Raw genomic sequence first — 25,783 nt, forward strand, 5'->3', positions numbered from 1 at the left:
TCGATAACGTCTATATAAGGATCGCATCGTTGTCATCATCAATGTTTGTATGGCGGTAAACGATCGTAATCGTCCTGCAAATACAGACATTACGCTAACGAGTACGCTTGTGCTTGAGTGGGTTTAATTTATAGTTCAACGATTCCGCGCTGTACATTGTTCAATTATATTGAAGAGATATCAATCTGATAAAAGTACCACCCAAATAGATCACTTTAGTTACCATAGCGTCAATTCCCGTAACCAGTAATGCTCAGCTTTTGAAATCGCTTATTTATCGGTATTTATTTTTCGTTATTTATTTTTCGTTATTTATTGGTATCGCCTATTTGTCATGGCTAGGTTGGCAATGCAGCACTGCAGTGCTGCATCAAGGCATATCAATATTTACAGTCGCAACCCATTAGCGTTTAGGTATATCATAAACAGTTCAATTATTAAGGAAGTCATGCAGTGTCAGAGTCAGTTTTCACCTTAGAGTCCAAATTTGAGCCCGCCGGCGATCAGCCCACCGCAATCAATCAATTAGTTGAGGGTCTGCACTCAGGCATTGCCAGCCAAACCTTATTAGGCGTGACAGGCTCAGGTAAAACTTACACCATTGCTAATGTGATTAAGCAAATGGGGCGTCCAACCATTATCATGGCGCCTAACAAAACGCTTGCGGCTCAGCTTTATGGCGAAATGAAAGAATTTTTTCCACACAATGCCGTTGAGTATTTTGTGTCTTACTACGACTACTATCAACCAGAAGCGTATGTACCCGCCTCAAATACCTTTATTGAAAAAGATGCATCGGTTAACGCCCATATTGAGCAAATGCGTTTATCGGCGACCAAAGCATTATTAGAGCGCAAAGATGTGGTACTTATTGCTTCTGTGTCTGCGATTTATGGCCTGGGTGATCCTGAGTCATACATGAAAATGTTACTGCACCTCCGTCAGGGTGACTTTATGGGGCAACGTGACATTCTTATTCGCCTCAGTGAATTACAATACAAGCGCAATGATATCGAACTGCAGCGTGGCACTTATCGTGTGCGTGGTGAAGTGATTGACATATTCCCCGCAGAATCGGAACGTGAAGCCATCCGCATTGAATTGTTTGACGATGAAATAGAACGTTTGAGCGAATTTGATCCACTGACAGGACAAATAAATAAGCGCATCGTGCGGACCACTATTTATCCTAAAACGCACTATGTCACTCCACGTGAAAAAATATTAGCGGCAACAGAAGACATTAAAGAAGAATTGCGTGATCGCCGGCAATTCTTGCTCGACAACAACAAACTTATCGAAGCGCAACGGATCACGGAAAGAGTGCAATACGACGTCGAAATGATGGTTGAATTAGGTTATTGCTCAGGTATCGAAAACTACTCACGTTATTTGTCGGGGCGGGGCACCGGTGAAGGACCTCCGACGCTTCTGGATTATTTACCTGCAGACGGTTTGTTGATTATTGACGAATCGCACGTGACGGTGCCACAAATAGGCGCCATGTACAAAGGCGATCGTAGCCGTAAAATGAATCTAGTCGAGTATGGATTTAGATTACCCTCAGCACTCGACAACCGCCCGTTAATGTTCGAAGAGTTCGAGCGTTTAATGCCGCAAACTATTTTTGTTTCGGCCACACCTAGCCAGTATGAGCTGGATAAAAGTGATGGCGAAATTGCTGAGCAACTCGTTCGTCCAACCGGGTTACTTGATCCGGTACTTGAGGTTCGCCCTGTTGGGATCCAAGTAGACGATTTATTATCTGAAATTCATAAACGCGTGGCGGTTAATGAGCGGGTATTAGTGACAACGTTAACTAAACGTATGTCAGAAGACTTAACAGAATACCTCGACGAACATGGTGTTAAAGTACGTTACTTACACTCAGATATTGACACGGTTGAGCGAATTGAAATTATTCGCGATCTTCGCTTAGGTCATTTTGATGTGTTAGTCGGGATTAACTTATTACGTGAAGGCCTGGATTTACCCGAAGTATCGTTAGTGTGTATTCTCGATGCTGATAAAGAAGGCTTTTTACGCTCTGAACGTTCGCTTATTCAGACAATTGGCCGCGCTGCACGTAACGTTAACGGTAAAGTGATTCTCTATGCCGACAGAATCACCAACTCAATGGCAAAAGCCATGGGTGAAACTGAACGTCGACGTGAAAAACAACATCAGCACAATTTAAAGCTTGGGATTGTACCTCGCGGCGTCGTGAAGAGTATCACCGACGTAATGGATGTAGGCGATCCTAAAAAAGCCAAAGGTCAGCACAAACAACAAGGCAAATATGCACAAGTGGCAGACAATCGAGCAACGTACACCAGTGTTGCTGATTTGAGCCATCAAATCGATGCACTTGAAAAGCAAATGCACGAATTTGCCAGAAACTTAGAATTTGAACAAGCCGCAGCGCTTCGCGATGAAGTTAAACAACTACGTGAGCAAATTATTTTAAACAGCTAGCCAATCTGAGTAGACTACACTTTATGTAAAGTGCTTTAATTGAATTGCTTATGACGCATTGATGCGCAAACGACAGAGAATGAACTGGTATAAATATGACATCAGACGATATAAATTGCGATAAAGTAGTGTGTAATCATTGTATCGATGATAATGAGCTCGGCTTTGATTTTACCATGGCATTCCAACCGATTATCAATTGCCAAACCATGGACGTTTTTGGTTATGAGGCGCTAGTGCGCGGCGTCAATAATGAATCGGCTTATTCCATTATCGCTAAGGTTAACGACGATAACCGCTACTTGTTCGATCAACTTTGTCGCATCAAAGCAATCGCTTTAGCTGCAAAGTTGCAGATCGATTCCATGTTAAGCATTAACTTTTTACCTAATGCGATTTATAAACCCGAGCGCTGTATTCGCACCACGCTTGAGGCGGCTAAAAAATATCAGTTCCCGACTGAACGGATTATGTTTGAGTTTACTGAAGTTGAAAAGATTGAAGACAGCGAACACATCAAAAAAATTGTTAATTATTATCAAGCGTTAGGATTTAAAACCGCGACCGATGACTTTGGTTCTGGTTTTTCTGGATTGAATTTATTAGCCGACTTCCAAACGGATATTATTAAGCTTGATATGGGGCTTATCCGCAATATTCATTTAAATACAACGCGTCAGATCATCGTCAGCCATTGCTTGAATATGATGCACGAACTCAATATCACGGTTTTAGCCGAAGGGATTGAAACCATGGAGGAGTATCTTTGGTTAAAAAATGCTGGTATCGAGCTAATGCAAGGTTATCTTTTTGCCAAACCCGGTTTTGAATGTTTGCCTGACATTGATTTTGAGTTGCTCAAGGCATAAATCAGATAATAAAAAACGCGCCGTAAAGGCGCGTTTTAACATCTATTGACTATGACACTAGCGGATTAGAAGTTTGCAGAACGTGGCGCACGTGGGAAAGGGATCACATCACGGATATTGTTCACACCAGTCACATATGACACTAAACGTTCAAAGCCTAAACCAAAGCCTGAGTGAGGCACTGTGCCATAACGGCGTAAGTCACGGTACCACCAGTAATCTTCCTGGCTTAAATCCATTTCAGCTAAACGTGCATCAAGCACATCTAAACGCTCTTCACGTTGCGCACCACCAATGATCTCACCAATGCCTGGTGCTAACACGTCCATGGCGGCAACCGTCTTGCCATCATCGTTTAAACGCATGTAGAACGCTTTAATGTCTTTAGGGTAGTTTTTCACTACAACCGGCGCTTTAAAGTGTTCTTCAGCTAAATAACGCTCATGTTCAGATTGTAAATCAATGCCCCATTCAACAGGGAACTCGAACGTCTTGCCGCAGTTTTTAAGGATCTCTACTGCATCAGTATAATCAACTTGCGCAAAGTCACTGCTTACAAAAGCTTGTAAACGTTCAATAACCGTTTTATCAACACGTTCGTTGAAGAAGCTTAAATCATCCATACGCTCTTCAAGCACTGCATTAAACGCAAACTTAAGCATTTTTTCAGCCAGCTCAGCCGCATCATCTAATGTAGCGAAAGCCACTTCCGGTTCAACCATCCAAAACTCTGCAAGGTGACGAGTTGTATTGGAGTTTTCTGCGCGGAAAGTTGGGCCAAAGGTATACACTTTAGATAAAGCACAAGCATAGGTTTCTGCGTTTAACTGGCCAGAAACAGTTAAAAATGCTTCTTTACCGAAAAAGTCTTTGTCATAATCCACTTTACCAGCATCTGTGCGAGGTAAGTTTTCCATGTCTAAAGTCGATACTCGGAACATTTCACCAGCGCCTTCACAATCAGAAGCGGTAATCAGTGGGGTCGATACCCAAATAAACCCTTCTTGATGGTAAAAACGGTGAATAGCTTGTGACAAACAGTTACGCACTCGCGCTACAGCACCAATAATGTTGGTACGTGGACGTAAATGTGCAAGTTCACGAAGATGCTCAATAGAGTGACGTTTAGCGGCCATTGGGTAGGTATCTGGGTCATCAACAAAGCCGGTGACTTCAACGCCAGAGACTTGCAGTTCAAATGCTTGGCCAGCACCAGGAGAAGCCACCACTTCACCGGTCATGACTACAGCGCAGCCGGCAGTCAATTTCAATACATCGTCATTGTAATTGGCTAGGCTATTTGGTACGACACCTTGTATAGGGTCGAAACATGAACCGTCGTAAACGGCCAAGAAAGAGATACCAGCTTTAGAATCACGGCGAGTTCTTACCCAGCCACGTACAGTGACTTGCGAACCGATTGCGTGTTCACCTTTAAATACAGAAGCGACAGATGTAATGCTCATTGTTGCTTAATTCTCCAACGTATCGAATTATGAATATAAATTTGCGTTTATCTTACCTTGCTGGTGGCTTTTCTCAAGCTTAAAACGCTATTCTATAATGATTATTGTGTTACTTTTGATTAAGTCGGTTAAATATTTGGCAAAAGAGCAAGTTAAGCCAATGCCGATTACCGTCATCACTCCTATCTTAATTAATTATCAGTGTGAAAATTAATGAAGAGGTATGAGGTTGGCATATTGTGTAAACCAAGGATTAGGACATGTCTCGATTAGGTACTTTGCAAGTTGTGTTGACCGTATTATCGATTTTAGGGTGGAGTTTAGCCATTTATGCGTTAATTATTTATGGTGAGGCGAGGCCAGATCGCGCCGTGGGGTATTTTTTGAGTAAAGGTGTGTCTGTGCGTCTTTATTGGGAACCCGATTTGACGGTTAAGTTAGAGTATTTAATCTGGTGTTGTGCGGGCGTGAGTTTTTTAAACTTGCTGGTTAACTTTTATGCTAAAACAACCACTAGAATTGGCTTTTGGGTCAATATCCCTTTGCTACTGTTGGTGTCGTTATCTGCTGGGTTATACATTCGTTACATGATTTAAATTATAATTAAAAATCAATCTTGCGTGACATGGCGGTATAGTAAATCGATTATTACAGACAAACGACCACTAGAATTGGCTTTTGGGTCAATATCCTTTTTCTATTGCCACTGCTGGTGTCGTTATTTGCTGGGTTATACATTCGCTACATGATTTAAATGATAATCAAAATCAATCTTGCGTGACATGGCGGTATAGTAAATCGATTATTACAGACAAACGACCACGAGGAATGGCTTTTGGGTCAATATCCTTTTTCTATTGCTACTGCAGGTGTCGTAATCTGCTGGGTTATACATTCGTTACATGATTTAGATTATAAGCAAAATCAATCTTGCGTGACATGGCGGCATAATAAATCGATTATAGCTGCCGTTACTCCCCAAATAAAACGGTCTTCAAACGGCATGAAATGAACGTGATAGCGTTTTCCATGTCGATAATGAAATACCTCATGCCGATTATTTCTGTCAATAAAAAAGCTTAATGGCACCGTAAAACAGTCTGCTACTTCGCCCGGATCAATGATTAACTCGAAGGGCTGTTTTACAAAAGCCACCACTGGCGTTATCTCAAATCCCGTAAATGTTTTGTGCGGAGGAAATAAGCCTAATACCTCAACGTTTTCGGCGCTTAAGCCTATTTCTTCATGGGCCTCTCTCAATGCCGTATCAATGGCATTTAAGTCAGTAGGTTCAACTTTACCGCCTGGGAAGCTAATTTGCCCAGGATGATGACGTAAATGCATTGCCCGTTGGGTCAATACAATTTGCAGTTGCTGATCTATTTCAATAATCGGAATTAACACCGCCGCTTGGCGTCCCAAATACGATGTTGGTGCGGATGCAATCGCGCCACTCAATTGATGTAATCGGTAGCGTATTTGAAATTCGTGTTTATTCATTGATGTGTTTGAATCCAATTAATAGTTTATTGAGTGTTATACATATTCAATTAATTATATGTTCGATCAGAGTCACTCAGATTTCAGTTTGAGACGCATTGTTGAAAATATGGTTGTTTCTTTGTAAAACAATGTAACAAATAAATGGAAAGCCTATGTGATTCTTAAGGGCGGTTTTCTGCACCTTCTATGCTGCTTAATATGTTTATTAGGTACAACTGCATGGTCTTATTTTTGCCATAAAATTAAAACATTTCCACCATCTATAGCAGTCAGATGTAGGAGATAGAGTAACGCAGGAGCCGTTGCCGAAAAACAACGATGCCTAACAATCCTATTATTTATCTATAAACCGCAGAATTTCCACTTAATACCAGATAATTAATAAAATGGGTTTAAACATCCAACAATGAGTCGCGCCCAGCAACTCATTGTATAACATTTGAACAAGCCTATCAGAATGCTCAATAGTTTAGGTAATTTGTTTGCTGCACGATTAACCGTTCCTACTTAATATCAACCGTCTACGCAATAAACCGAGTAATAATAATTATAGTGACATTGATTGCTTAATTGCGCCATTTTGTGACACGTGCCCGATTATCGTGCATTTAATAGTCCTAAAATGATTGTGTGTTTAAACATTTAAACGTCAACATCGATTGGTAAGTTGCTGATTTATATTTAGTAATCGTTGTCATTTTATTGCCATTAATCTGTCTTCAATTTGTTATGATGAACTGGCATGGTAACTGCTGGAATGAATGCAGTTAATTATCGCGAGGAAGACAAATATGGGACTAGAGAAGTTGCTATATTTGCAAGGTGTAGGGGCAGAATTTATCGATTGTTTCGGTAATCTTGTTCACATACCCGCTAGGGACAGGCAGGGGATTTTAACTACGATGTTATTGCAATCATCGTTTCATCAACGTGAACATCTTCATGATGAGTCCGACACTCAATCATTTGATATACAGGATTTTACTCAGCAGCAATTATCACCACCAAAGATAGACGCGCGAATAGAGCAACTCGATGTACAGCCTTGGTTGCTTCCGTTACATACTTTTCAATGGTGTACCATTGAAAAGCTTTATGTCGATGTTTATCTGCCAGAGAATTATGCATCTGGGTTTGTGGTGACCATTAGCGGTGAAAATATTGACACACTCTCGGTGAGTGCCAATGTAAGTGATTGTGTTATTGCTGGCGAATATCATATTAATGACAAGCGTTATTGCCAATATCGCTTAATGCTTGATAACGCGGCATTGCATTTAGGTTATCACCAAGTTGATTTAGTGTTTAATCATGATCCTCAGCGTAAAAACACCTTACAGGGACAATTGATGGTTGCGCCGTCTACGGCTTATCAAGGTCGTTCAGCGCAGCCATTTAACAACAATAAAGAAACATGGGGACTTAATGCGCAACTGTATGCTTTACGTAATGAGGCGCAATGGGGGATTGGTGATTTTGGCAATTTAGCTGAACTTATAGAGTACGCTGCCCATGCTGGTGCAGATTTTATTCTTCTCAATCCACTACATGCTGTAGACATCAGCCAGCCAGATAACCCCAGTCCATACAGCCCGACAGACCGCCGTCGATTAAACCCTTTATACATACAAATTGAAGCCGTTGATGAGTATAACGCCCTCAATGGGGAACTTTTATCACAAAAATGGCAGCAAAAAAGGTTAGTGCTGAATCAAGCACACCTTATTAATTACGATGAAGTGCATAGCCTGAAATATGCCGCTTTCGATAAGTTGTATCAAATATTTTGTTCTCATCACGTCAAGTTAGAAACACCAAGGTACAGAGCCTATAAGGCGTTTTTGGCACAAGATGAAACTGCGCTGATGCAGTTTGTTACCATCGAGGTGGAATTAGCACCTAAATATTTCACTCAAGATGTTGGCTTTTATTTGTATCTACAATTTGTCGCTAATGAACAATTACAAGCTTGCCAGTTGAATGCTAAACAGTGTGGAATGAGTATTGGGCTTATTCGTGATTTGGCTGTCGGGGCGGTGAGTCATGGCGCCGAAATTAGTGCCAATGCCGATTTGTTTTGTGACAACGCCAGTATTGGTGCACCACCAGATCCTTTTGCTGAACATGGCCAAAATTGGGGCTTAACCCCATTCGATCCGGTTAAATTAAAACAACATGATTATGGTCATTTTATCCAGTTGGTTCGCAGTAATATGCAAAGTTGCGGAGCATTGAGAATTGATCATGTCATGGGATTACTGCGTTTGTGGTGGTGGCCACTACATGAAGAACTCGGTAATGGCTGTTATGTCTATTATCAATTAGAAACCTTGTTAGCCATTATTTGTTTAGAAAGCCAGCACGCTCGTTGCATTGTGATTGGCGAGGATTTAGGCATAGTACCACCGGAAATTGTGGCGTGTTTGCACGAAGCCGGCATTTTATCTAATGAATTATTTTATTTTTGTAAAGACCACAATAACTTTAAATCACCAAAAAACTATAAGCGTCAAAGCCTAATGATGCTGGCCAATCATGATGTACCAACGCTTTCTGCGTGGTGGTTTGGTGCGGACTTACGTCTACGACGTCAGCTCGAATTGATTGAAACCGATGACAAGTTACAGCAGGCCATCACTCAGCGTCAGCAAGAGAAACAGCAATTAATTGATTTGCTTATCCGCGAACAGGAATTTGAGCTACCAACCTCTACTACATCGGTTGAACAATTAGATTTTGACAGTGTGTTATTGGCCTGGATCCGAGTTGCCGCAAAAGGCAATGCACAACTGTTTAGTGTGCAATTAAGTGATTTAGTCGCCGATAAACACGGAGTAAATATTCCCGGCACCTGGAAAGCATTCCCTAATTGGCAGCGGCGATTACCCCTTTCAATCAAACAAATGTCCCAAAGCCCTAAAGTACAGCAACGTCTTGAAGCGATAGCATCAGCCCGAAAGTCCCAAACTCAAGCCAATCCAGTTAACACAAGTACCGTAAACACAACAGTAAACACCAATGCAGAAAACACATCGTCATCCGATAAACGTGCCTATTAATGGATCATTGAATATGACTGTAGCGACCCCGTATTTTCAACAAGGTAGTGAAATAGCCTTATTAAATGGTGAGTACACAGATGTGTTTTCACTGCTTGGCATGCACAGTGCTAATGATGGTAAAACACTGGTTGTCCGTTGCTTAATACCTGGTGCGATCAGTGTTGATGTATTGAGCGCTAAAGATGGACGTAAAGTGGCAACACTTGAGCAAGTGAACGAGCAAGGTCTATTTGCCGGTAAAATGGGCCGAAGAGTGAAGCCTTTTGCTTATTTATTGCGGGTGCAATATCCCTTATGTGAGCAGCTCATTAACGACCCATATCAATTTGACAGCTTACTCAACCCTGATGACGTGTATTTATTTGGCGAAGGCAGCCAGTTGCAAACATACCATTTTCAGGGTGCTAATTGGCGTGAACATCAGGGTCTGAAAGGGGTTCATTTTTGTGTGTGGGCGCCTAATGCTAAGCAAGTTGCGGTGATGGGGGATTTTAATTTATGGGACAACAAGCGTCATATATTGCGTCACCATCCTGCTAGTGGGCTGTGGGATATTTTCATTGCTGAGGTTGAACCCGATCAACACTATAAATATGCCATTAGCGATATGCATGGCAATCGCGTTATTAAGTCTGATCCTTACGCGGTCGCCATGCAACCATCACCTCATAATGCGTCGAAAATCCCTCATGTCGAACGTTATGACTGGCAAGATAGTCAATGGTTAGCAGAGCGGGCAAGTCATCAGCCACACGTACAACCTATGTCTATCTATGAGGTGCAATTAGCCTCGTGGCGTCGCAATGGGGATGACGGCCAGGAATATACTGATTACTCGCAGTTAATTGCCGAGTTAGCACCTTATATAAAAGAGATGGGTTTTACTCATTTACAGTTAATGCCAATCAGCGAATATCCGTTCGATGGATCTTGGGGTTATCAACCTGTAGGGTTATTTGCCCCGACTTATCGCTTTGGTGATGCCAATGGCCTTAAAGCTTTTATTGATGAATGCCATCAGCAAGGTATTGCGGTGTTGCTCGATTGGGTGCCAGCACATTTTCCTCGCGATCCTCATGGATTGGTAAGGTTTGACGGTAGTTGCTTATACGAACATGCTGACCCCCGCAAAGGCGAACAACCGGACTGGGACACACTAATTTATAATTATGGTCGCGCAGAAGTTCGTAGTTTTTTATACAGTAATGCCCATTACTGGTTAGATGAATTTCATTTTGATGGTTTAAGGCTTGATGCTGTGTCGTCTATGCTCTACCTCGATTACAGCAGAAGAGCAGATCAATGGATCCCAAATAAATTCGGCGGGCGTGAAAACCTTGAAGCTATCAGCTTTCTACAAGAGTTAAATGCGCGCATGTACCAATGCTTCCCAGGCATTAACATGATTGCTGAAGAGTCAACCGCATGGCCAGGTGTGACGCAAGCCACCAGCAATAATGGCCTAGGTTTTGGCTTTAAATGGAACATGGGGTGGATGAATGACACTTTACGTTACATCAGTTGTGACCCTCTTTACCGACGTTATCATCATGGTGAGCTTACCTTTAGCTTAGTGTATGCCTTCACCGAACAATTTATTTTGTCACTCAGTCACGATGAAGTGGTTCACGGTAAGGGGTCGTTACTGCATAAAATTCCGGGTGATGACTGGCAGAAGTTCGCCACATTACGCGCTTATTATGGCTTTATGTGGACTCATCCGGGCAAAAAATTATTGTTTATGGGTAACGAATTTGCCCAGCGCAACGAATGGAACCATAACCAGAGCCTAGATTGGCATTTATTAACCTATGCAACACATCAAGGTGTGCAAGATTGGGTGCGCGATCTCAATCAATGCTATCAACAATATCCTGCATTATATCAACGCGATCACCATAGCGATGGTTTCCAATGGCTCGACTGCAACAATGCTGACAATAACATTTTGGTGTTTTGTCGTTTTGGCATGGACAAGCAACAACATGTCGTGATTGTGGTCAACATGTCTCCACAGGTTTATTACGACTTCAGAGTGGGTGTACCCACGGCGCAAAACTATCGCGAGTTGCTCAACAGTGACCATCGCCACTATGGTGGCGGTGATGTCGTCAATGATAATCCCTGTGAAGCTCAGGCTACTCCATGGCAAGGCATGTTACACAGTATTGTTATCACAGTACCACCGTTGGGTTGCAGTATTTGGGTTCCAGAACTAGACGAACAAGATCAGCCTACGCAATAAGTGGGTGACGAAATAATGGTTTCAACTTTACAAGGGTATGTTATGGATATGACCAGCGGTTATCCTTATCCACTTGGGGCAACACTCGATGATAATGGGGTGAACTTTTCGTTATTTTCGGCGCATGCAACAAAAGTAGTGCTGTGTATTTTTGACTCCACAGGCAGTGTTGAAATAGCGCAATATATTATGCAGCATCAAACACGACAGATTTGGCATTGCCACTTATCGGGTGCTAAAGCGGGACTGCTTTATGGCTATCGAGTTTTTGGGCCTTACCAGCCTGAACTCGGGCACCGTTTTAATCATCATAAATTTCTGCTCGATCCTTACGCCAAAAGATTAGTGGGGGAAGTGACATACCACCCTGCGATTTATGGTTATGACATTGATGCCTTAAATGAAGATTTATCATTTGATACTCAAGATAGCGCACCATATATGCCCAAATGTATGGTGTTAGACAGTCGATTTGTAAACGATATTCCAATAGCACCCCTTAATATTAGTCTCGCTAGAAGCATCATATTCGAGACTCATGTAAAGGGTTTTACTCAACAGCACCCCAATATTCAATTGTCCCAACAAGGGACGTTTGCTGGGTTAGCTAGCCAACCGATAATTGACTATTTACAGAACTTAGGGATTACCTGCATAGAGTTGTTACCCGTGCATGGCTTTTTTGATGAACCCTTTTTGGTGCAAAAAGGCCTGACTAATTACTGGGGATACAACAGCATTGCTTTTATGGCTCCACATTCTGCTTATTTATCGGATGAGGGAGATATTGGCGAATTCAGACGAATGGTTTCTACACTTCATCTTGCTGGGATTGAAGTGATCCTCGATGTGGTTTTTAACCATACCGCCGAAGGAAACCATTTGGGACCCACTTTCAGTTTTCGTGGTATCGATAATGCTAGCTACTATCGGTTATTACCCAATGAAAAACGTTTCAACATTAACGATACTGGCTGCGGTAATACCTTCAACCTTAATCATCCTCAAGTACTGATGCTGGTCATGGATTCGCTGCGCTACTGGGTAGAAGTGATGGGCGTTGATGGATTTAGATTTGATTTAGCCAGTTGCCTTGGACGAGAAGCCTATGGATTTGATCGTGGAAGTGGCTTTTTTGATGCCATCACTCAAGATCCTGTGTTGTGCAAAGTCAAATTGATTGCTGAGCCTTGGGACATTGGCCCAGGGGGGTATCAGTTAGGCAATTACCCAGTGGCATTCAGTGAGTGGAATGACCGTTATAGAGATGCCATGCGCAAATTCTGGCGTGGCGACAGTGGTTTATCGCCTGAGTTTGCCAAGCGGTTCCACGGTTCAAGCGATTTTTTCGAACATAACGGTCGAGGCCCTGCCGCGAGCATCAATTTTATCACCAGCCATGATGGTTTCAGTTTGCATGATTTAGTCAGTTATGGCGATCGTCATAACTTGGCCAACGGTGAAGATAACCGCGATGGACATCAAGAAAACTGCAGTAGTAATTATGGCATCGAAGGTGAGTGCGACGATGACGCCATTAATGCCATCCGCAGTCGACAAAAACGTAACTTATTAACCTGTTTGTTGTTGTCTCAGGGGGTGCCGATGTTGTTGGCAGGCGATGAATCGAGCCAAACTCAACAAGGTAATAACAATGCCTATTGTCAGGACAATCCCATAGGGTGGTTTAACTGGGACAATATCGATTGGCCATTAGTGAACTTTACGGCGCAATTAATCAGCTTACGTAAACGCTTTCCAATGTTATGCCATCAAGCGTTTATTCATAAGCCAGAAGCCCTTTTTGATAATGGTTTAGCCTGGTTTAACCGCCAGGGTGAGGTGATGAACAAATGCCATTGGGGTGAGTATCAAATCCGGACCTTGAGTGTCATTTTAACGGGGAATTTAGCTCATGCTGATATTGGTGCTGCCGCTGAGAGTACAGAAGCATTGTTATTGATGATTAATACAGATGAATTAGCGCATACCTTTACTCTGCCACAATTACCCCATCTTCGATATTGGCATTGTTTATTACATACCCAAGAAAGTGAGCCTTCAGTGAATGAGGATCAGCAAGTCAGTTTAATGAGTCGTAGTTTAATGTTATTTCATACCGAGTTTACAAGGAGCAATTGATGACCACAGCGAAAGATAACGCCAGTGCCAATATCAGTAAAACCAATAGTAAAGTTGAAGTCACTGCCGAGATATTAATAGACGAACAAAATTGTTCTCACGAAGAACCTTGCGATAGCTTAAAGGCCTTATTAGCAAGGCATATGCGCTACGAATTATGCAGAGACGACCATGATAAACATGAATTGTTTAATGCCTTAGCACAAAGCGTTAAGGAACAAATGCTTGATGACTGGCGACAAACACGGCTCAAGGATAATCAATATCAACAAAAACAAGTGGCCTATTTGTCATTAGAGTTTTTGATGGGCCGAGCATTAGGCAATGCATTATTAAGTTTAGACATTACCGAGGATGCTCAACAAGTACTCACAGAGTACGCTACTAACTTAGAACATATAGAACAAGTTGAGCATGATGCAGGGTTAGGCAATGGTGGACTTGGACGCTTAGCCGCTTGTTTTCTCGACAGTTGTGCTAGTTTGGATTTACCCGTTACAGGTTATGGTATCCGATATCAATACGGCATGTTTGTACAAAAAATAATAGATGGCTATCAGGTAGAGCGACCCGATCGTTGGTTACGAAATGGTAATCCTTGGGAAGTGCGAATTTCTAATCATATTGTTTCTGTCCCTTTTTATGGTCATACCGAAACCCATTCTTTTAAGCAGGGACATCGGCATCATGTTTTGGTTAACACTCAAAAAGTATTAGCTATTCCATATGATATGCCTATTCCTGGTTATAAAAATAATCGTATTAACACTTTACGTTTGTGGAAAGCGGAAGCCAATGATGATTTCGATTTAACAGAGTTTAACGAAGGTGATTATGCAGAAGCGGTAGCGACTAAAAACTTGGCTGAACAAATTACCATGGTGTTGTATCCCAATGACGCTAGTGTTAATGGTAAAGAATTAAGGCTGAAGCAACAATATTTTTTATCTTCAGCTAGTTTACAGGACCTATTAATCCGTTATGTGAACAAGTTTGGTGAAGATTTTAGCCACTTCAGTGAGCTTAACGTAATGCAGCTTAATGATACTCATCCTAGTATTGCGGTGCCTGAATTGATGCGATTGTTGCTTGATCAATATGGCTTAAGTTGGGACGCAGCGTGGGCAATTACAAGTCAGTCGATGGCATATACCAATCATACTTTATTGCCAGAGGCATTAGAGCGTTGGTCGGTTCCTATGATGAAAAATATGCTTCCTCGTATTGTCGAAATCATATTTGAGATTAATGCACGGTATTTAGAGTTGGTGGCACATCATTGGCCTGGTGACATTCAAAAGCTAACTGAGATGTCAATTATTGAAGAGGGCGGAGAGCAGCAAGTTCGTATGGCCTACTTAGCCATCGTTGCCAGTTTCTCTGTTAATGGTGTGGCAGGGTTACATACTCAGTTACTCAAAGAGGGGTTATTTAATAACTTCTATCAATTATGGCCTCACAAATTTAACAACAAAACTAACGGTGTTACCCCTAGACGTTGGCTAGCGTTTTGTAACCCAAAATTATCTTCGTTGATTTGCAGTCGTTTAGGCAACGATTGGATTAAGGATTTGTCACGGCTTAAGGGACTAAATGACTGTATCAGTGACAAAGCATTTGTTAAAGAATGGGCCTTGGTAAAATTTGAGAATAAACAATCATTAACCAAATTTGTGAAACAGCAGTGTGGCGTCGAGTTTGATCCAAAGATGATGTTTGATGTGCAAGTTAAGCGTATCCACGAATACAAACGCCAATTGATGAATATTCTTCATGTTATCCATTTATATCGCCGCATACTTAACGGAGACACTCAGGATATGGTGCCACGTTGTGTGTTAATTGGTGGCAAGGCTGCTCCTGGATATGCCATGGCAAAACAAATTATTAAGCTGGCCAATAATGTAGCCCATATGATCAATTCTGATCCTCTTGTTACGCCATATTTACGCATGGCATTTATACCTAATTACAACGTCAGTGCGATGGAGAAAATTTGTCCGGGCACTGATTTATCTGAGCAAATATCAACAGCGGGTAAAGAAGCTTCAGGTACAGGCAACATGAAATTCATGATGAATGGTGCCTTGACCATTGGCACATTAGATGGCGCCAATATAGAAATGCTTGAAGAGGTTGGCCATGAAAACTTCTTCTTATTTGGCTTAAATGCTAGTCAAGTAACGCAAACTCGTATGGATTACCAGCCTCAACACATTATTGATCATTCGCCAGCCCTCCAAGGGGTGATGAATATGTTAGAAAGTGGTCATTTTAATTTGGTCGAACCGGGGATTTTCGACAGCATTATTGCCTCGATTATCGATCCTAATGATCAATGGATGACGGCCGCTGATTTTGACAGTTATTGCCAAGCACAAGCGCTGGTGGCAAAAACCTATCTTGATCAAGATAGCTGGCAACAAATGAGTATTAAAAATACCGCCGCAAGCGGGCGTTTTTCAAGCGACAACACCATAGCGAGCTACCGCGACGAAATTTGGATGAAAAAGTAAACAGGTAAGTGATTTGATGCCACAAATAAGTTAAATCATGTATCAATGTTTATTTATTAATGGCTATTTAAAATAGCAAAATGGAGTCTGCTTATGAGTAATATTCGTTATATTAGTAATTTAACCCGTGATACCTATGCGTTGATTTTAGCGGGGGGACGTGGTTCTCGCTTGTACGAATTAACCGATTGGCGCGCTAAGCCCGCACTCTATTTTGGAGGTAAATATCGCATTATTGATTTTCCATTATCAAACTGTATTAACTCTGGAATACGCCGAGTAGGGGTGGTGACACAATATAAGTCGCATTCATTAATTCGTCATGTTACTCGTGGCTGGGGACATTTTAAAAAAGAGCTAGGGGAGTCGGTTGAAATATTACCGGCTTCTCAACAAACATCAGGTAACTGGTATCAAGGTACTGCAGATGCGGTATTCCAAAATATTGATATTATTAGACAGGAAATTCCGAAATATGTGATGATCCTATCTGGTGACCATATATATCGTATGGACTATGCAGGCTTGCTAGCTGCCCATGCAGAATCAGGTGCTGAGATGACTGTGTGTTGTTTAGAAACACCTATTGACGAAGCCGCTGGAGCGTTTGGGGTGATGGAAGTTGATAGCGATCATCGGGTGATTGGCTTTGAAGAAAAACCCGCTGAGCCCAAACCGGTTCCAAGTGATCCTACAATGTGTTTAGCTTCGATGGGCAACTATGTATTCAACACTAAGTTTTTATTTGAACAGTTAAAAAAAGATGCCAACAACGAAAAATCAGATCGTGACTTTGGCAAAGACATCATTCCAGCCATTATTGAAAATCACAAAGTGTTTGCATTTCCATTTTCCAGTGCGGTTGCTGGACAACCTTCATATTGGCGTGATGTTGGGACATTAGATTCGTTTTTTCAAGCAAACATGGAGCTGTTATTACCCACACCGCCACTCAACCTTTATGATGCCAAGTGGCCAATTTGGACCTATCAAGAGCAGTTACCACCCGCTAAATTTGTGTTTGATGATGATGATAGGCGCGGTATGGCTGTGGACTCTATCGTTTCTGGAGGCTGTATTATTTCAGGTGCTAAAGTTAAACGTTGTGTGTTGTTTGATGAAGTGAGGGTATGTTCTTATTCATTTGTAAAAGACTCGGTTTTATTACCCGATGTGGTGGTATTGAAGAATTGTAAAATCCAAAATGCCATTTTAGATCGGGGTTGCATCATCCCAGAAGGAATGGTGATTGGTTATAATCATGATCACGATAGGGCTAAGGGTTTTAGGGTATCCGAAAAAGGCGTTACTTTAGTAACACGGAAAATGTTGGGTTTACCTGTTGGCTACGAATAAGGACTGGAAATGACTCAAGGTAGTGTAAAACGAGTACTGCTGGTGGCAGCAGAAAACGATGCACTTCACGGCGCTAAAGTGGGTGGCATGGCGGATGTTATCCGCGATTTGCCCCCAGCATTAGCCATGTGCGAAGTGATAGCCGATGTTGCTATGCCAAATTATGGTTTTTTAGCCCAGCGATATCATGCTATGCATATGGTTGATATTGAGGTGTGCTTTGCGGGTGAACACCACTCTGTAGCGGTGTATCGGATGCCTAGACCGCAAAACAAAGATGACATCGCAGCGGCCAGGCAAAATGATGCTGACGATTCAATCGCGCAAATCTATTTATTTGATCATCCGTTATTTAACCATCACGGTAAAATCTATTGTAACGGTTCCGCCGACAGACCGTTTGCCGAAGATGCGACCAAGTTTGCTTTGTTTTCACTCTGCGCGGCTACTAGTTTAGTGCAAGGAGTATTACCGCGAGTGGATGTGTTACACCTTCACGACTGGCACACTGCCATGGTGGCAATGCTTCGCAGTTGTGTTGATGAATTTGCAGTCTTAAAGGCTTTACCTTGTGTATTTACGATTCACAACTTGGCATTACAAGGGATCCGCCCCTTTACCGGAGATGATTCTTCATTCGGCCATTGGTTTCCGCAATATATGGGTAAATTAAACCCAATTGCGGATAACAGCTTGTTTGATCCTCGTTATGACAATTGCATCAATCCAATGCGAATGGGGATTGTACTGAGTGACAAAGTGCATTTGGTGTCACCGACCTATGCTCGAGAAGTGCTCATACCATCTGACTATATTAAAGGTTTTTTTGGTGGAGAAGGTTTAGAGAACGACTTAATTGCTAAATGTCAGCAAGGCAAGTTAGTCGGGATCATTAATGGTTGTGTTTATGATGAGGGTAATAACACCGATGAACCTCATCATGATTATGCGGCGTTGTTACTTAAAGCTGAAAACACCCTTATTAAATGGCAAGCTAAGGTTGCTAATGTCAATGTGATAGATTCCATTGCACTTACTCGCATTAACCAATATAAACATGCACTAATGGCCAACACCCAGTTGCTAAAAAACAGTCAGGTTGTTCCCGATACAGACCGTTTTCTGTTGACTTTTGTTGGACGTTTAACAGAACAAAAAATGTTGATTTTATTACAACCATTTATTGATGCTGAAGGTCGAACCACCACAAAAACAGTGCTAGATGCGATAGTCGAATCGCTTCAGCGACATCAACCGAGTGGGGTATTTATGTTGCTTGGTAGTGGTGATCTGCATATTGCTAAGGTACTGCAAGCTACCGCGGCGCGTTATGATAACTTTCTGTTTTTAAACGGTTATGATGAAGCATTGTCTGAGCAGCTTTATCAATCGGGCAGTTTATTTCTAATGCCAAGTTCATTTGAGCCATGCGGAATAAGTCAAATGCTCGCAATGCGGGAAGGGCAGCCTTGTTTGGTTCATGGCGTGGGCGGACTGAATGACACGATTATAGATAATGTCAGTGGTTGGGTGTTTAATGGTGAAACGCTAGCAGCGCAAGCGGAAGCTCTGGTTGAGCGAGTTAATCAAGTGCTTGAGTTATATGGCAGTGATACTTGGCAACAGGTGAAGCACAATGCTGCCAAACAGCGGTTTAGCTGGAACGATGTCGCGAAGCAGTATCTTGAAAATCTTTATGACACTAATGCTAATGATCATTAAACTTAGTGAGTAAACACGGTCAGTAAGCATTACTCCGCTAGCAAGACAACGTAAGTTAATGTTATTACCCCATCGTTCTCTGTTCAGCTTGAGGTAATAAAAAGCCAATCAAACATGATTGGCTTTTTTGTTTTCAGCGTGAGTTATCGGCTGATTAATGCTTACTAATAACGATTATTTAGTAGGTGTAGCGTAGATCTAAGTAATAGTAGCCACCGTTAAAACCAAATGGAGTATTGGTTAATGGGTAAACAAAAATACCATTGAAGTTATTGTCTTCAGGACGTTTCTCTGGGTAGGTATCAAACAAGTTTTGTACACCGAGTGTTACCGCTAATGAATCAGTTGCTTGGTAACGCGTGCTGATGTCTGTCACCCATTTTGCGTCATATTCTACTTCACTTGACGAATAGCCTACGGTGTATTTACCGAAATAGCTAAAACGTAAGTTAGTGGTGAAGTCATCATAACGATGAGTAAAACCAATATTACCGGTGTTTTTAGGTGTTGCTTCAGTCATACGGATAACTTCAATACGATCAAATAGATCATCTTCTAATCCATCAAGAATAGACGGTAAGTTAATTGATTCAATTTTGGTTTTTTTGTATGAATAAGCAAGATTGGCGCTCACATCACCAAATTGGCCAAGGTCAAACTCCTGGGTCATAACCAAATCAACCCCTTGAGTTTCAGTATCAACTGCATTTATAAAGAAACGCGCTGAGTCGGCATTGCTACCGGCTAAGGCTTCAGCAATCACAGGTGAACTTTCTTGGTCTACCGAACCCGATAAAATAATACGGTCATCAACATTAATTTGATACGCATCTAAAGTCGCCGTAAAGCCATTGTCGCCGTTATACACTAAACCTGCACTGACTGAATGCGAGATCTCAGCTTTAAGATCGGGAATATCTAATGCATCTTTGATTGGCGATAACTGGTTAAAGGTACCTGATTCGCGTGGTACAAACTCACCGGTTACCGGGTCAGGGTCAAAGAAGGTCGATACGTTGGTAAAGTAAAGCTGCTGCACACTTGGTGCACGGAAACCCGTATCAGTGGTTAAACGTAATGCTACATTGTCAGTAATATCGTAACGACCCGACAACTTCCAGCTGGTGTTACTGCCAAAATCTGAATAGTCTTCATAACGCACTGCAGCAGCCCAATAAAATTCATTGGTTAACTGGTTTTCAAGTTCGAAGTATATACCGGTATTGGTACGGTCTTCATCCACTTCAGATTCTTTAGTAAAACCACCAAAGCCCTGGCTTCCACCCGCTTTACCTTCGTAATCACCTTTAATGTATGATTCTACTTGGCCGGCTTCAATTTCATAGCCACTTTCGCGGAATGTGACACCTGTGGCGACCACGATTTCTGAATCATTATAAAAATCATAATAGGTAGACGCATCAAGATTGAGGTTTAACTCACTATTAGACAGGGTGCCAGCATAAAAATCGGTTGGACTCGTTGGACCTAAAGAGGCGTTAATGGTGTTTTCAACATTATATTCAAAGCTGTTGCTACCGTAACCGGCAGAGGCATCAATGTTCCAATCACCTAATTCAGCGTCATAACCCATTACAAATGAATAATCGAGGATTTCAGGGCTAATTTGTGGTAAATAACCATCTGGATAGACTTCAATGATGTTACGCAAATCTAACGCGCGGCGATAAAACGCTCCAGAAGTTGAGGTACGTTTGCTAATCCCGCCAAATGCATACACTTTACTGGTGTCTGTGATGGCTTGTTCAGCATTCACAAATAAGCCGTAGTTATCATAATCGCTGTCACCAACGTGGTGGTTTTTACGATTAATTGTGTCTTCACGAGGATCTAAGCTACCATCAGCCAATTCTGGGTATTGTTGACGGCTATCAAGACCTGCACGGTTAGTGGCATTTTTTTGATGCGCTTCTAAAGACACATTCACAAAGCCATCATCGCTAAAGCTAAAGCCCTGGTTAACACCTACACGTACTTGCTCACCATCACCTTCATAGGTTTGGCCTATTTGGGTAGAAATGCTGCCGCCTTCATTGCTGTCTTTAAGTACAACGTTAATCACACCGGCAATGGCGTCTGAACCATATAAAGCAGAAGCACCATCACGCAGAATTTCAATGCGTTTAATCGCAGTCATCGGAATGGCATTTAAGTCAACGTTTGACGAGCCTTTACCCACAGTACCTGATAAGTGCACTAGGGCAGAACCATGACGACGTTTACCGTTTACTAACACTAAAGTGTGGTCAGGTGACATGCCTCGTAAACTTGCAGGTCGTACCGCATCACTACCATCAGTAATGGATGAAAATGGTACGCTGAAACTAGGGGCGGCAAACTGAAGTGCTTTTGCGGTTTCGGTAATCCCGGTCGCTTCAAGTTGCTCTGAGGTAATAATATCAACAGGTGTTGGGCTATCAGTGGCTGTGCGCAGGGCAATACGTGAACCAATCACTTGAATGCGCTCTAGATTGAGACCTTCCTCTTCAGCCATAGCGGCTGGGGCGGAAATACTGGCGATGACCGCCAAAGATACGAGACTTTTATACATTAGCAATCCTGCGATAACGTTAATAGAAATTATATAACATTATAGACCAGTTTTGCTGGAGATTAGATCTGTTTAATATATGGTGAGTTAGTTTAATACGGCATATGTAATGACACACAGGTATAGTGAAATATACTAATGCAAACAGTTTGTTAATTTACTTTTTAACACAAATAAAAACACCTGTTAAATTTAACAGGTGTTTAACAGTGTAGCCGGTGTCGCTCACGATAATTGATTAGCTAGGCAAACTTGCTTGATGAGCTTTAATAAACTTATCCATCGTCTGTTCAGCTCGTTGTTGCGCAGAGGTCCAAGTGTCAGTTGCTGTCATGGTTTCAACCACTTCGTAATAACACTTAATTTTAGGTTCAGTGCCTGAGGGTCTTACAATAACTCGGGCACCATTTTCTAAGCAGTAAATTAATACATCACTTTTAGGTAAGTCAATGACCGCAGTAGAACCATCGGAAAATGTGCGTAAAGACTGTCTTAGATCATCGCTTGACGTTACTGCAAAACCGGCAATATTGGCGGGTGGTTGTTGGCGTAAATGCTCACCAATGTTTGGCGTATCAGGTTTTAGGGCAATACTGACTTGCGCATTAAGGTGAAAACCATGCAGACGGTAAATTTGCTCTAGCTTGTCCCACACAGTTTGATTTTTGGTGGCCAATTCAGCGCACAACTGTGCAAACGCGACTAATGCAGATAAGCCATCTTTATCCCACACCATGCTGCCCACGGTATAACCCAGCGCTTCTTCATAAGCGAATAAGAATTGGTTATCAGCCTCGCATTTGTTTATTCCTACATTCATCAACCATTTAAAGCCGGTGAGAGTGGTATAACATGTTGCTTGCATCGATTGTGCAACTTTAGACAACAAACTTGACGACACGATGGTGGTGCCCACTAGACGTTGGTGGGCTGGGGCGTGTGATAATAAATACTCGCCAAACAACACACCGACTTGATCACCTGTAAGCATTTTATAGTCGTTTTCAGCAGTACGAACAGCCACAGCAAAACGGTCGGCATCAGGATCGTTGGCACACGCGAGCATGGCCTGATGTTTTTTAGCTTCCGCTATCACCAAATCCATCGCGCCTTTCTCTTCAGGATTAGGGAAGTTCACCGTGGGGAAATCGCCGTCAGGTTCACGTTGTGCCGCGACAGAATAGACTTGGGTGAATCCTGCATCTTTCAACACGGCTTCAGCCATGTCAGCGCCCACACCATGCATAGCGGTGTACGCTAAGCTTACCGGTTGGGTATTAGCATGTTGTTGCAATACACTCGCAGTATGAATGCCTTCGCGGTAGGTTTGGTAAAAATCATCTTCGAGCCAAATCAACTTAGCTTGTTTCTGGGCATCATCAAGCGAGATAAATGGGATGCTCTGGGTGGCAGCATGTTGAATTTGCGCGGCAATACCTGAGTCATGTGGCGGAATAATTTGCGCACCATTTTCCCAATACACCTTATATCCATTGTATTGTGGTGGGTTGTGGCTTGCGGTAACCACAATGCCTGCAGCAGCGTTAAAGTGTTTTACTCCAAAGGCCACTAATGGTGTAGCGGCAACCCGAGTCGTTAACCGAACGGTTATGCCCATTGCGGTCAGCACACTGGCAGCATCGTGAGCAAATGCGTACGAATCATGACGCCCGTCATAACCAATAATCACACCTCGACTGGCAGCATCATTAATTTGTGCCAATAAATAGGCACCTAGACCTGCCGTTGTTTGTCTCACAACGAGGCGATTCATTCCCATGGGGCCTGGGCCCACTTCACCACGAAGTCCTGCGGTGCCAAAGGCTAAACGACCTGAAAACATGTTGGTTAAAGCTGTTTCGTCTTGATTGTCGAGTAATGTTTGTAATTGAGCTTGAGTGCTAGGATCGGGGTCTTGTTGTAACCAGTGATGAATTTGATGCTGTAAGTGGGTATTCATGATCAACCTCATTGATAATCATTTTCAATTGCTGCATTAACATTAGAAAAATAACGGCATAAGAACAAGTAAAATTACGATATTGACTGGGTAAATAACCAAATCAATACATATTAATAACCTATTAATGCCATTTATATACGACCGTGAAGGTGGGATCCGTCACATAAAAAAACGCGTATTACTGAGTAATACGCGTTTATTGACGAAAGCGCCTGTTTAAATCGCTTTATTTAAAGATCTTTATTTAAATCTAAGCAATTTAAACCTTCAATTTACATCTAGGTGTGAAACTTAAGCTTTTGGAAAGTTCTGTGGGAAGAAAGCCCGTTTTGCCTCATCATCAAACTCGCCTTTAAAAGCGACATCTTTTCCAAAATTACGAGCCGTTTCAATGGCAGGGCGTGCACTCACGTGATCAAACCAGCGCTGTAAATTAGGGTATGGTGCTAAACCTTCCTCACCAAGCACAACCGACGCTTTATCAATCCAACCCCATGCAGAAACGTCCGCAATGGTGTATTCGTCACCCACTAGGTACTCACGACCCGCTAAATGATCGTTTAATACTTCGTAATGGCGCTGTGCTTCACGTAAATAACGGTTAGTGGCATAGGCGATTTTTTCAGGAGCATGATGTCTAAAATGAACGGATTGACCAGAAAAAGGACCAAGGCCAGTGGCAATAAACATTAACCACGACAACAACTCACCGCGATCTTCTGCTTTGCCCGTTAACTGGCCAGACTTATCAGCCAGGTATAACAAAATCGCGTTAGAGTCGAAAACTCTTACGCCATCATCATCAATCGCAGGCGTTTTAGCATTGGGATTAATCGCTTTAAATTCAGCAGTATGTTGCTCACCTTTAAGAGTATCTACAGGCACAAGCTCAAACGGTAAACCTGTTTCAGCTAAGAATAGAGCAACTTTCATTGGGTTAGGGCCAGGGTGGAAATAAAACTTAAGCATGTGAGCTCCTTTTTCAGTTAAGGCTGATATTGAAACAGGTTTTGAGTGAATGCTCAAGAAGTATTTGAGCGAGTGGTCAAAGATGCTAATGCTTGTTGCAGAATATCACAGCGCAAATTAAGCACATAAACGCCTTCGTTTCTCGGGTATATGGTTCAAAAATGGGTACTCGATGAACCAATTTAAGTTATTGCCGGCTAATACTTATTGGTTAAAATACCTTGCTGCAAAAAATTGACTATGCAGATTGGGCTCATTAGGTTGGCTAACGCGATACGCGAGGAATAACATGAAAGAGCAATATGAATATCAATTAATTGTGTTTATTAACGCTGAGATGCAACAAGACTTAGCTCATGATCTTAATCATGTGTTTAGAGTGGTTAACACGGCTAAAGCATTATGTGTCACTGAAGGCGCTGACCCTGCGATAGTCATACCAGCAGCTTATTTACACGATTGCTTCTCGTTTGCTAAAAATCATCGAGACCGTGCTCAAAGCTCACGTTATGCGGCAGATAAAGCCAACGCTTTTTTAGAGGGTATTAATTATCCAACTCAATTTTTACCTGCCATTCACCATGCGATAGTTGCGCACAGCTTTAGCGCCAATGTTGCGCCACAAAGTGTCGAAGCTAAAATTGTTCAAGATGCCGACAGGTTAGATGCATTAGGCGCCATAGGTATTGCAAGATGTCTTCAAGTCAGCACCAGCCTTGGTGTGAGCTTGTATAATGCTGATGATCCATTTTGTATAAACAGACAAGCTAATGATCGTCTTTTTGCTATTGACCACTTTTACACAAAATTATTTAAGCTTGCTGACACCATGCACACCGAATCTGCAAAAATAGAAGCCAGCAAAAGAATTGAGTATATGCAAAGCTTTTTGGCTCAATTAAATACTGAGATTTAACGACCTA

General features: G+C 42.1%; 15 protein-coding genes. 10 read left to right on the top strand and 5 right to left on the bottom strand.

Annotated elements, in window-relative coordinates; genetic code table 11:
* Positions 1–453: 453 nt before the first annotated feature.
* Together uvrB and AC19MX_RS07620 are read left to right on the top strand one after the other, a co-directional pair.
* On the top strand, positions 454–2,475 hold the full coding sequence (uvrB, locus tag AC19MX_RS07615; RefSeq protein WP_498297425.1) for an excinuclease ABC subunit UvrB: 2,022 nt from the start codon (positions 454–456) through the stop codon (positions 2,473–2,475).
* A gap of 95 nt (positions 2,476–2,570) precedes the next feature.
* Positions 2,571–3,344 carry an EAL domain-containing protein gene (locus tag AC19MX_RS07620; protein ID WP_498297426.1) on the top strand — a complete coding sequence of 258 codons (774 nt, stop codon included), beginning with the start codon at positions 2,571–2,573 and terminating at the stop codon, positions 3,342–3,344.
* A gap of 65 nt (positions 3,345–3,409) precedes the next feature.
* Here the strand turns inward: AC19MX_RS07620 and asnS are convergent, their stop codons facing one another.
* Positions 3,410–4,810: an asparagine--tRNA ligase gene (gene asnS / locus AC19MX_RS07625; protein ID WP_432401968.1), complete on the bottom strand. Its 1,401-nt coding sequence runs from the start codon at positions 4,808–4,810 to the stop codon at positions 3,410–3,412.
* Between the two features lie 260 nt (positions 4,811–5,070).
* On the opposite strand from asnS, the gene AC19MX_RS07630 reads away from it, so the two are divergent.
* Positions 5,071–5,406, top strand: coding sequence for a hypothetical protein (locus tag AC19MX_RS07630; RefSeq protein ID WP_432401966.1), 336 nt, complete (start codon positions 5,071–5,073; stop codon positions 5,404–5,406).
* Between the two features lie 328 nt (positions 5,407–5,734).
* On the opposite strand, the gene AC19MX_RS07635 is transcribed toward AC19MX_RS07630, so the two are convergent.
* On the bottom strand, positions 5,735–6,310 hold the full coding sequence (locus AC19MX_RS07635) for a CoA pyrophosphatase (protein ID WP_432401964.1): 576 nt from the start codon (positions 6,308–6,310) through the stop codon (positions 5,735–5,737).
* A gap of 794 nt (positions 6,311–7,104) precedes the next feature.
* On the opposite strand from AC19MX_RS07635, the gene malQ reads away from it, so the two are divergent.
* The 6 genes from malQ (at position 7,105) to AC19MX_RS07665 (ending at position 19,356) form a co-directional block, all read left to right on the top strand.
* Positions 7,105–9,372 carry a 4-alpha-glucanotransferase gene (gene malQ, locus AC19MX_RS07640; protein ID WP_498297427.1) on the top strand — a complete coding sequence of 756 codons (2,268 nt, stop codon included), beginning with the start codon at positions 7,105–7,107 and terminating at the stop codon, positions 9,370–9,372.
* A 13-nt stretch (positions 9,373–9,385) separates the two neighbouring features.
* The gene (gene glgB / locus AC19MX_RS07645; RefSeq protein WP_498297428.1) at positions 9,386–11,620 is read left to right on the top strand and encodes a 1,4-alpha-glucan branching protein GlgB; all 2,235 of its coding nucleotides are present in this window, start codon (positions 9,386–9,388) and stop codon (positions 11,618–11,620) included.
* A gap of 42 nt (positions 11,621–11,662) precedes the next feature.
* The gene (glgX, locus tag AC19MX_RS07650) at positions 11,663–13,762 is read left to right on the top strand and encodes a glycogen debranching protein GlgX (RefSeq protein ID WP_498297430.1); all 2,100 of its coding nucleotides are present in this window, start codon (positions 11,663–11,665) and stop codon (positions 13,760–13,762) included.
* The gene (locus AC19MX_RS07655) at positions 13,762–16,278 is read left to right on the top strand and encodes a glycogen/starch/alpha-glucan phosphorylase (protein WP_498297431.1); all 2,517 of its coding nucleotides are present in this window, start codon (positions 13,762–13,764) and stop codon (positions 16,276–16,278) included. The genes glgX and AC19MX_RS07655 overlap by 1 nt, the downstream gene beginning before the upstream one ends.
* Positions 16,279–16,371: 93 nt before the next feature.
* The gene (glgC, locus tag AC19MX_RS07660) at positions 16,372–17,634 is read left to right on the top strand and encodes a glucose-1-phosphate adenylyltransferase (RefSeq protein ID WP_432401954.1); all 1,263 of its coding nucleotides are present in this window, start codon (positions 16,372–16,374) and stop codon (positions 17,632–17,634) included.
* 9 nt (positions 17,635–17,643) lie between these two features.
* A complete protein-coding gene (locus AC19MX_RS07665) occupies positions 17,644–19,356 on the top strand; it encodes a glycogen synthase (protein ID WP_498297432.1) in 1,713 nt (570 codons plus the stop codon).
* Positions 19,357–19,534: 178 nt separating this feature from the next.
* Here AC19MX_RS07665 and AC19MX_RS07670 read toward each other — a convergent pair whose 3' ends face one another.
* The 3 genes from AC19MX_RS07670 to AC19MX_RS07680 all read right to left on the bottom strand — a co-directional run bounded on the left by AC19MX_RS07670 (position 19,535) and on the right by AC19MX_RS07680 (position 24,860).
* The gene (locus AC19MX_RS07670; protein WP_498297433.1) at positions 19,535–21,928 is read right to left on the bottom strand and encodes a TonB-dependent receptor plug domain-containing protein; all 2,394 of its coding nucleotides are present in this window, start codon (positions 21,926–21,928) and stop codon (positions 19,535–19,537) included.
* Positions 21,929–22,166: 238 nt separating this feature from the next.
* Positions 22,167–23,888 (bottom strand): phospho-sugar mutase, encoded by a 1,722-nt coding sequence (locus AC19MX_RS07675; RefSeq protein WP_498297434.1) that lies wholly within the window; start codon positions 23,886–23,888, stop codon positions 22,167–22,169.
* A 294-nt stretch (positions 23,889–24,182) separates the two neighbouring features.
* Positions 24,183–24,860 carry a glutathione S-transferase family protein gene (locus tag AC19MX_RS07680; protein ID WP_498297435.1) on the bottom strand — a complete coding sequence of 226 codons (678 nt, stop codon included), beginning with the start codon at positions 24,858–24,860 and terminating at the stop codon, positions 24,183–24,185.
* A gap of 289 nt (positions 24,861–25,149) precedes the next feature.
* Here AC19MX_RS07680 and AC19MX_RS07685 point away from each other — a divergent pair, with 289 nt between their 5' ends.
* Positions 25,150–25,776 (top strand): HD domain-containing protein, encoded by a 627-nt coding sequence (locus AC19MX_RS07685; RefSeq protein WP_498297437.1) that lies wholly within the window; start codon positions 25,150–25,152, stop codon positions 25,774–25,776.
* The last annotated feature ends 7 nt before the right edge of the window (positions 25,777–25,783 follow it).

Source organism: Shewanella sp. MF05956, assembly GCF_059758055.1.

What these genes read in the sequence shown, in the direction of transcription:
- AC19MX_RS07680 (WP_498297435.1), bottom strand. Translation starts at nt 24,860, where the DNA reads ATGCTTAAGTTTTATTTCCACCCTGGCCCTAACCCAATGAAAGTTGCT.
- glgC (WP_432401954.1), top strand. Translation starts at nt 16,372, where the DNA reads ATGAGTAATATTCGTTATATTAGTAATTTAACCCGTGATACCTATGCG.
- glgX (WP_498297430.1), top strand. Translation starts at nt 11,663, where the DNA reads ATGGATATGACCAGCGGTTATCCTTATCCACTTGGGGCAACACTCGAT.
- AC19MX_RS07665 (WP_498297432.1), top strand. Translation starts at nt 17,644, where the DNA reads ATGACTCAAGGTAGTGTAAAACGAGTACTGCTGGTGGCAGCAGAAAAC.
- AC19MX_RS07685 (WP_498297437.1), top strand. Translation starts at nt 25,150, where the DNA reads ATGAAAGAGCAATATGAATATCAATTAATTGTGTTTATTAACGCTGAG.
- AC19MX_RS07635 (WP_432401964.1), bottom strand. Translation starts at nt 6,310, where the DNA reads ATGAATAAACACGAATTTCAAATACGCTACCGATTACATCAATTGAGT.
- AC19MX_RS07620 (WP_498297426.1), top strand. Translation starts at nt 2,571, where the DNA reads ATGACATCAGACGATATAAATTGCGATAAAGTAGTGTGTAATCATTGT.
- malQ (WP_498297427.1), top strand. Translation starts at nt 7,105, where the DNA reads ATGGGACTAGAGAAGTTGCTATATTTGCAAGGTGTAGGGGCAGAATTT.
- AC19MX_RS07630 (WP_432401966.1), top strand. Translation starts at nt 5,071, where the DNA reads ATGTCTCGATTAGGTACTTTGCAAGTTGTGTTGACCGTATTATCGATT.
- AC19MX_RS07655 (WP_498297431.1), top strand. Translation starts at nt 13,762, where the DNA reads ATGACCACAGCGAAAGATAACGCCAGTGCCAATATCAGTAAAACCAAT.
- AC19MX_RS07675 (WP_498297434.1), bottom strand. Translation starts at nt 23,888, where the DNA reads ATGAATACCCACTTACAGCATCAAATTCATCACTGGTTACAACAAGAC.
- asnS (WP_432401968.1), bottom strand. Translation starts at nt 4,810, where the DNA reads ATGAGCATTACATCTGTCGCTTCTGTATTTAAAGGTGAACACGCAATC.
- AC19MX_RS07670 (WP_498297433.1), bottom strand. Translation starts at nt 21,928, where the DNA reads ATGTATAAAAGTCTCGTATCTTTGGCGGTCATCGCCAGTATTTCCGCC.
- glgB (WP_498297428.1), top strand. Translation starts at nt 9,386, where the DNA reads ATGACTGTAGCGACCCCGTATTTTCAACAAGGTAGTGAAATAGCCTTA.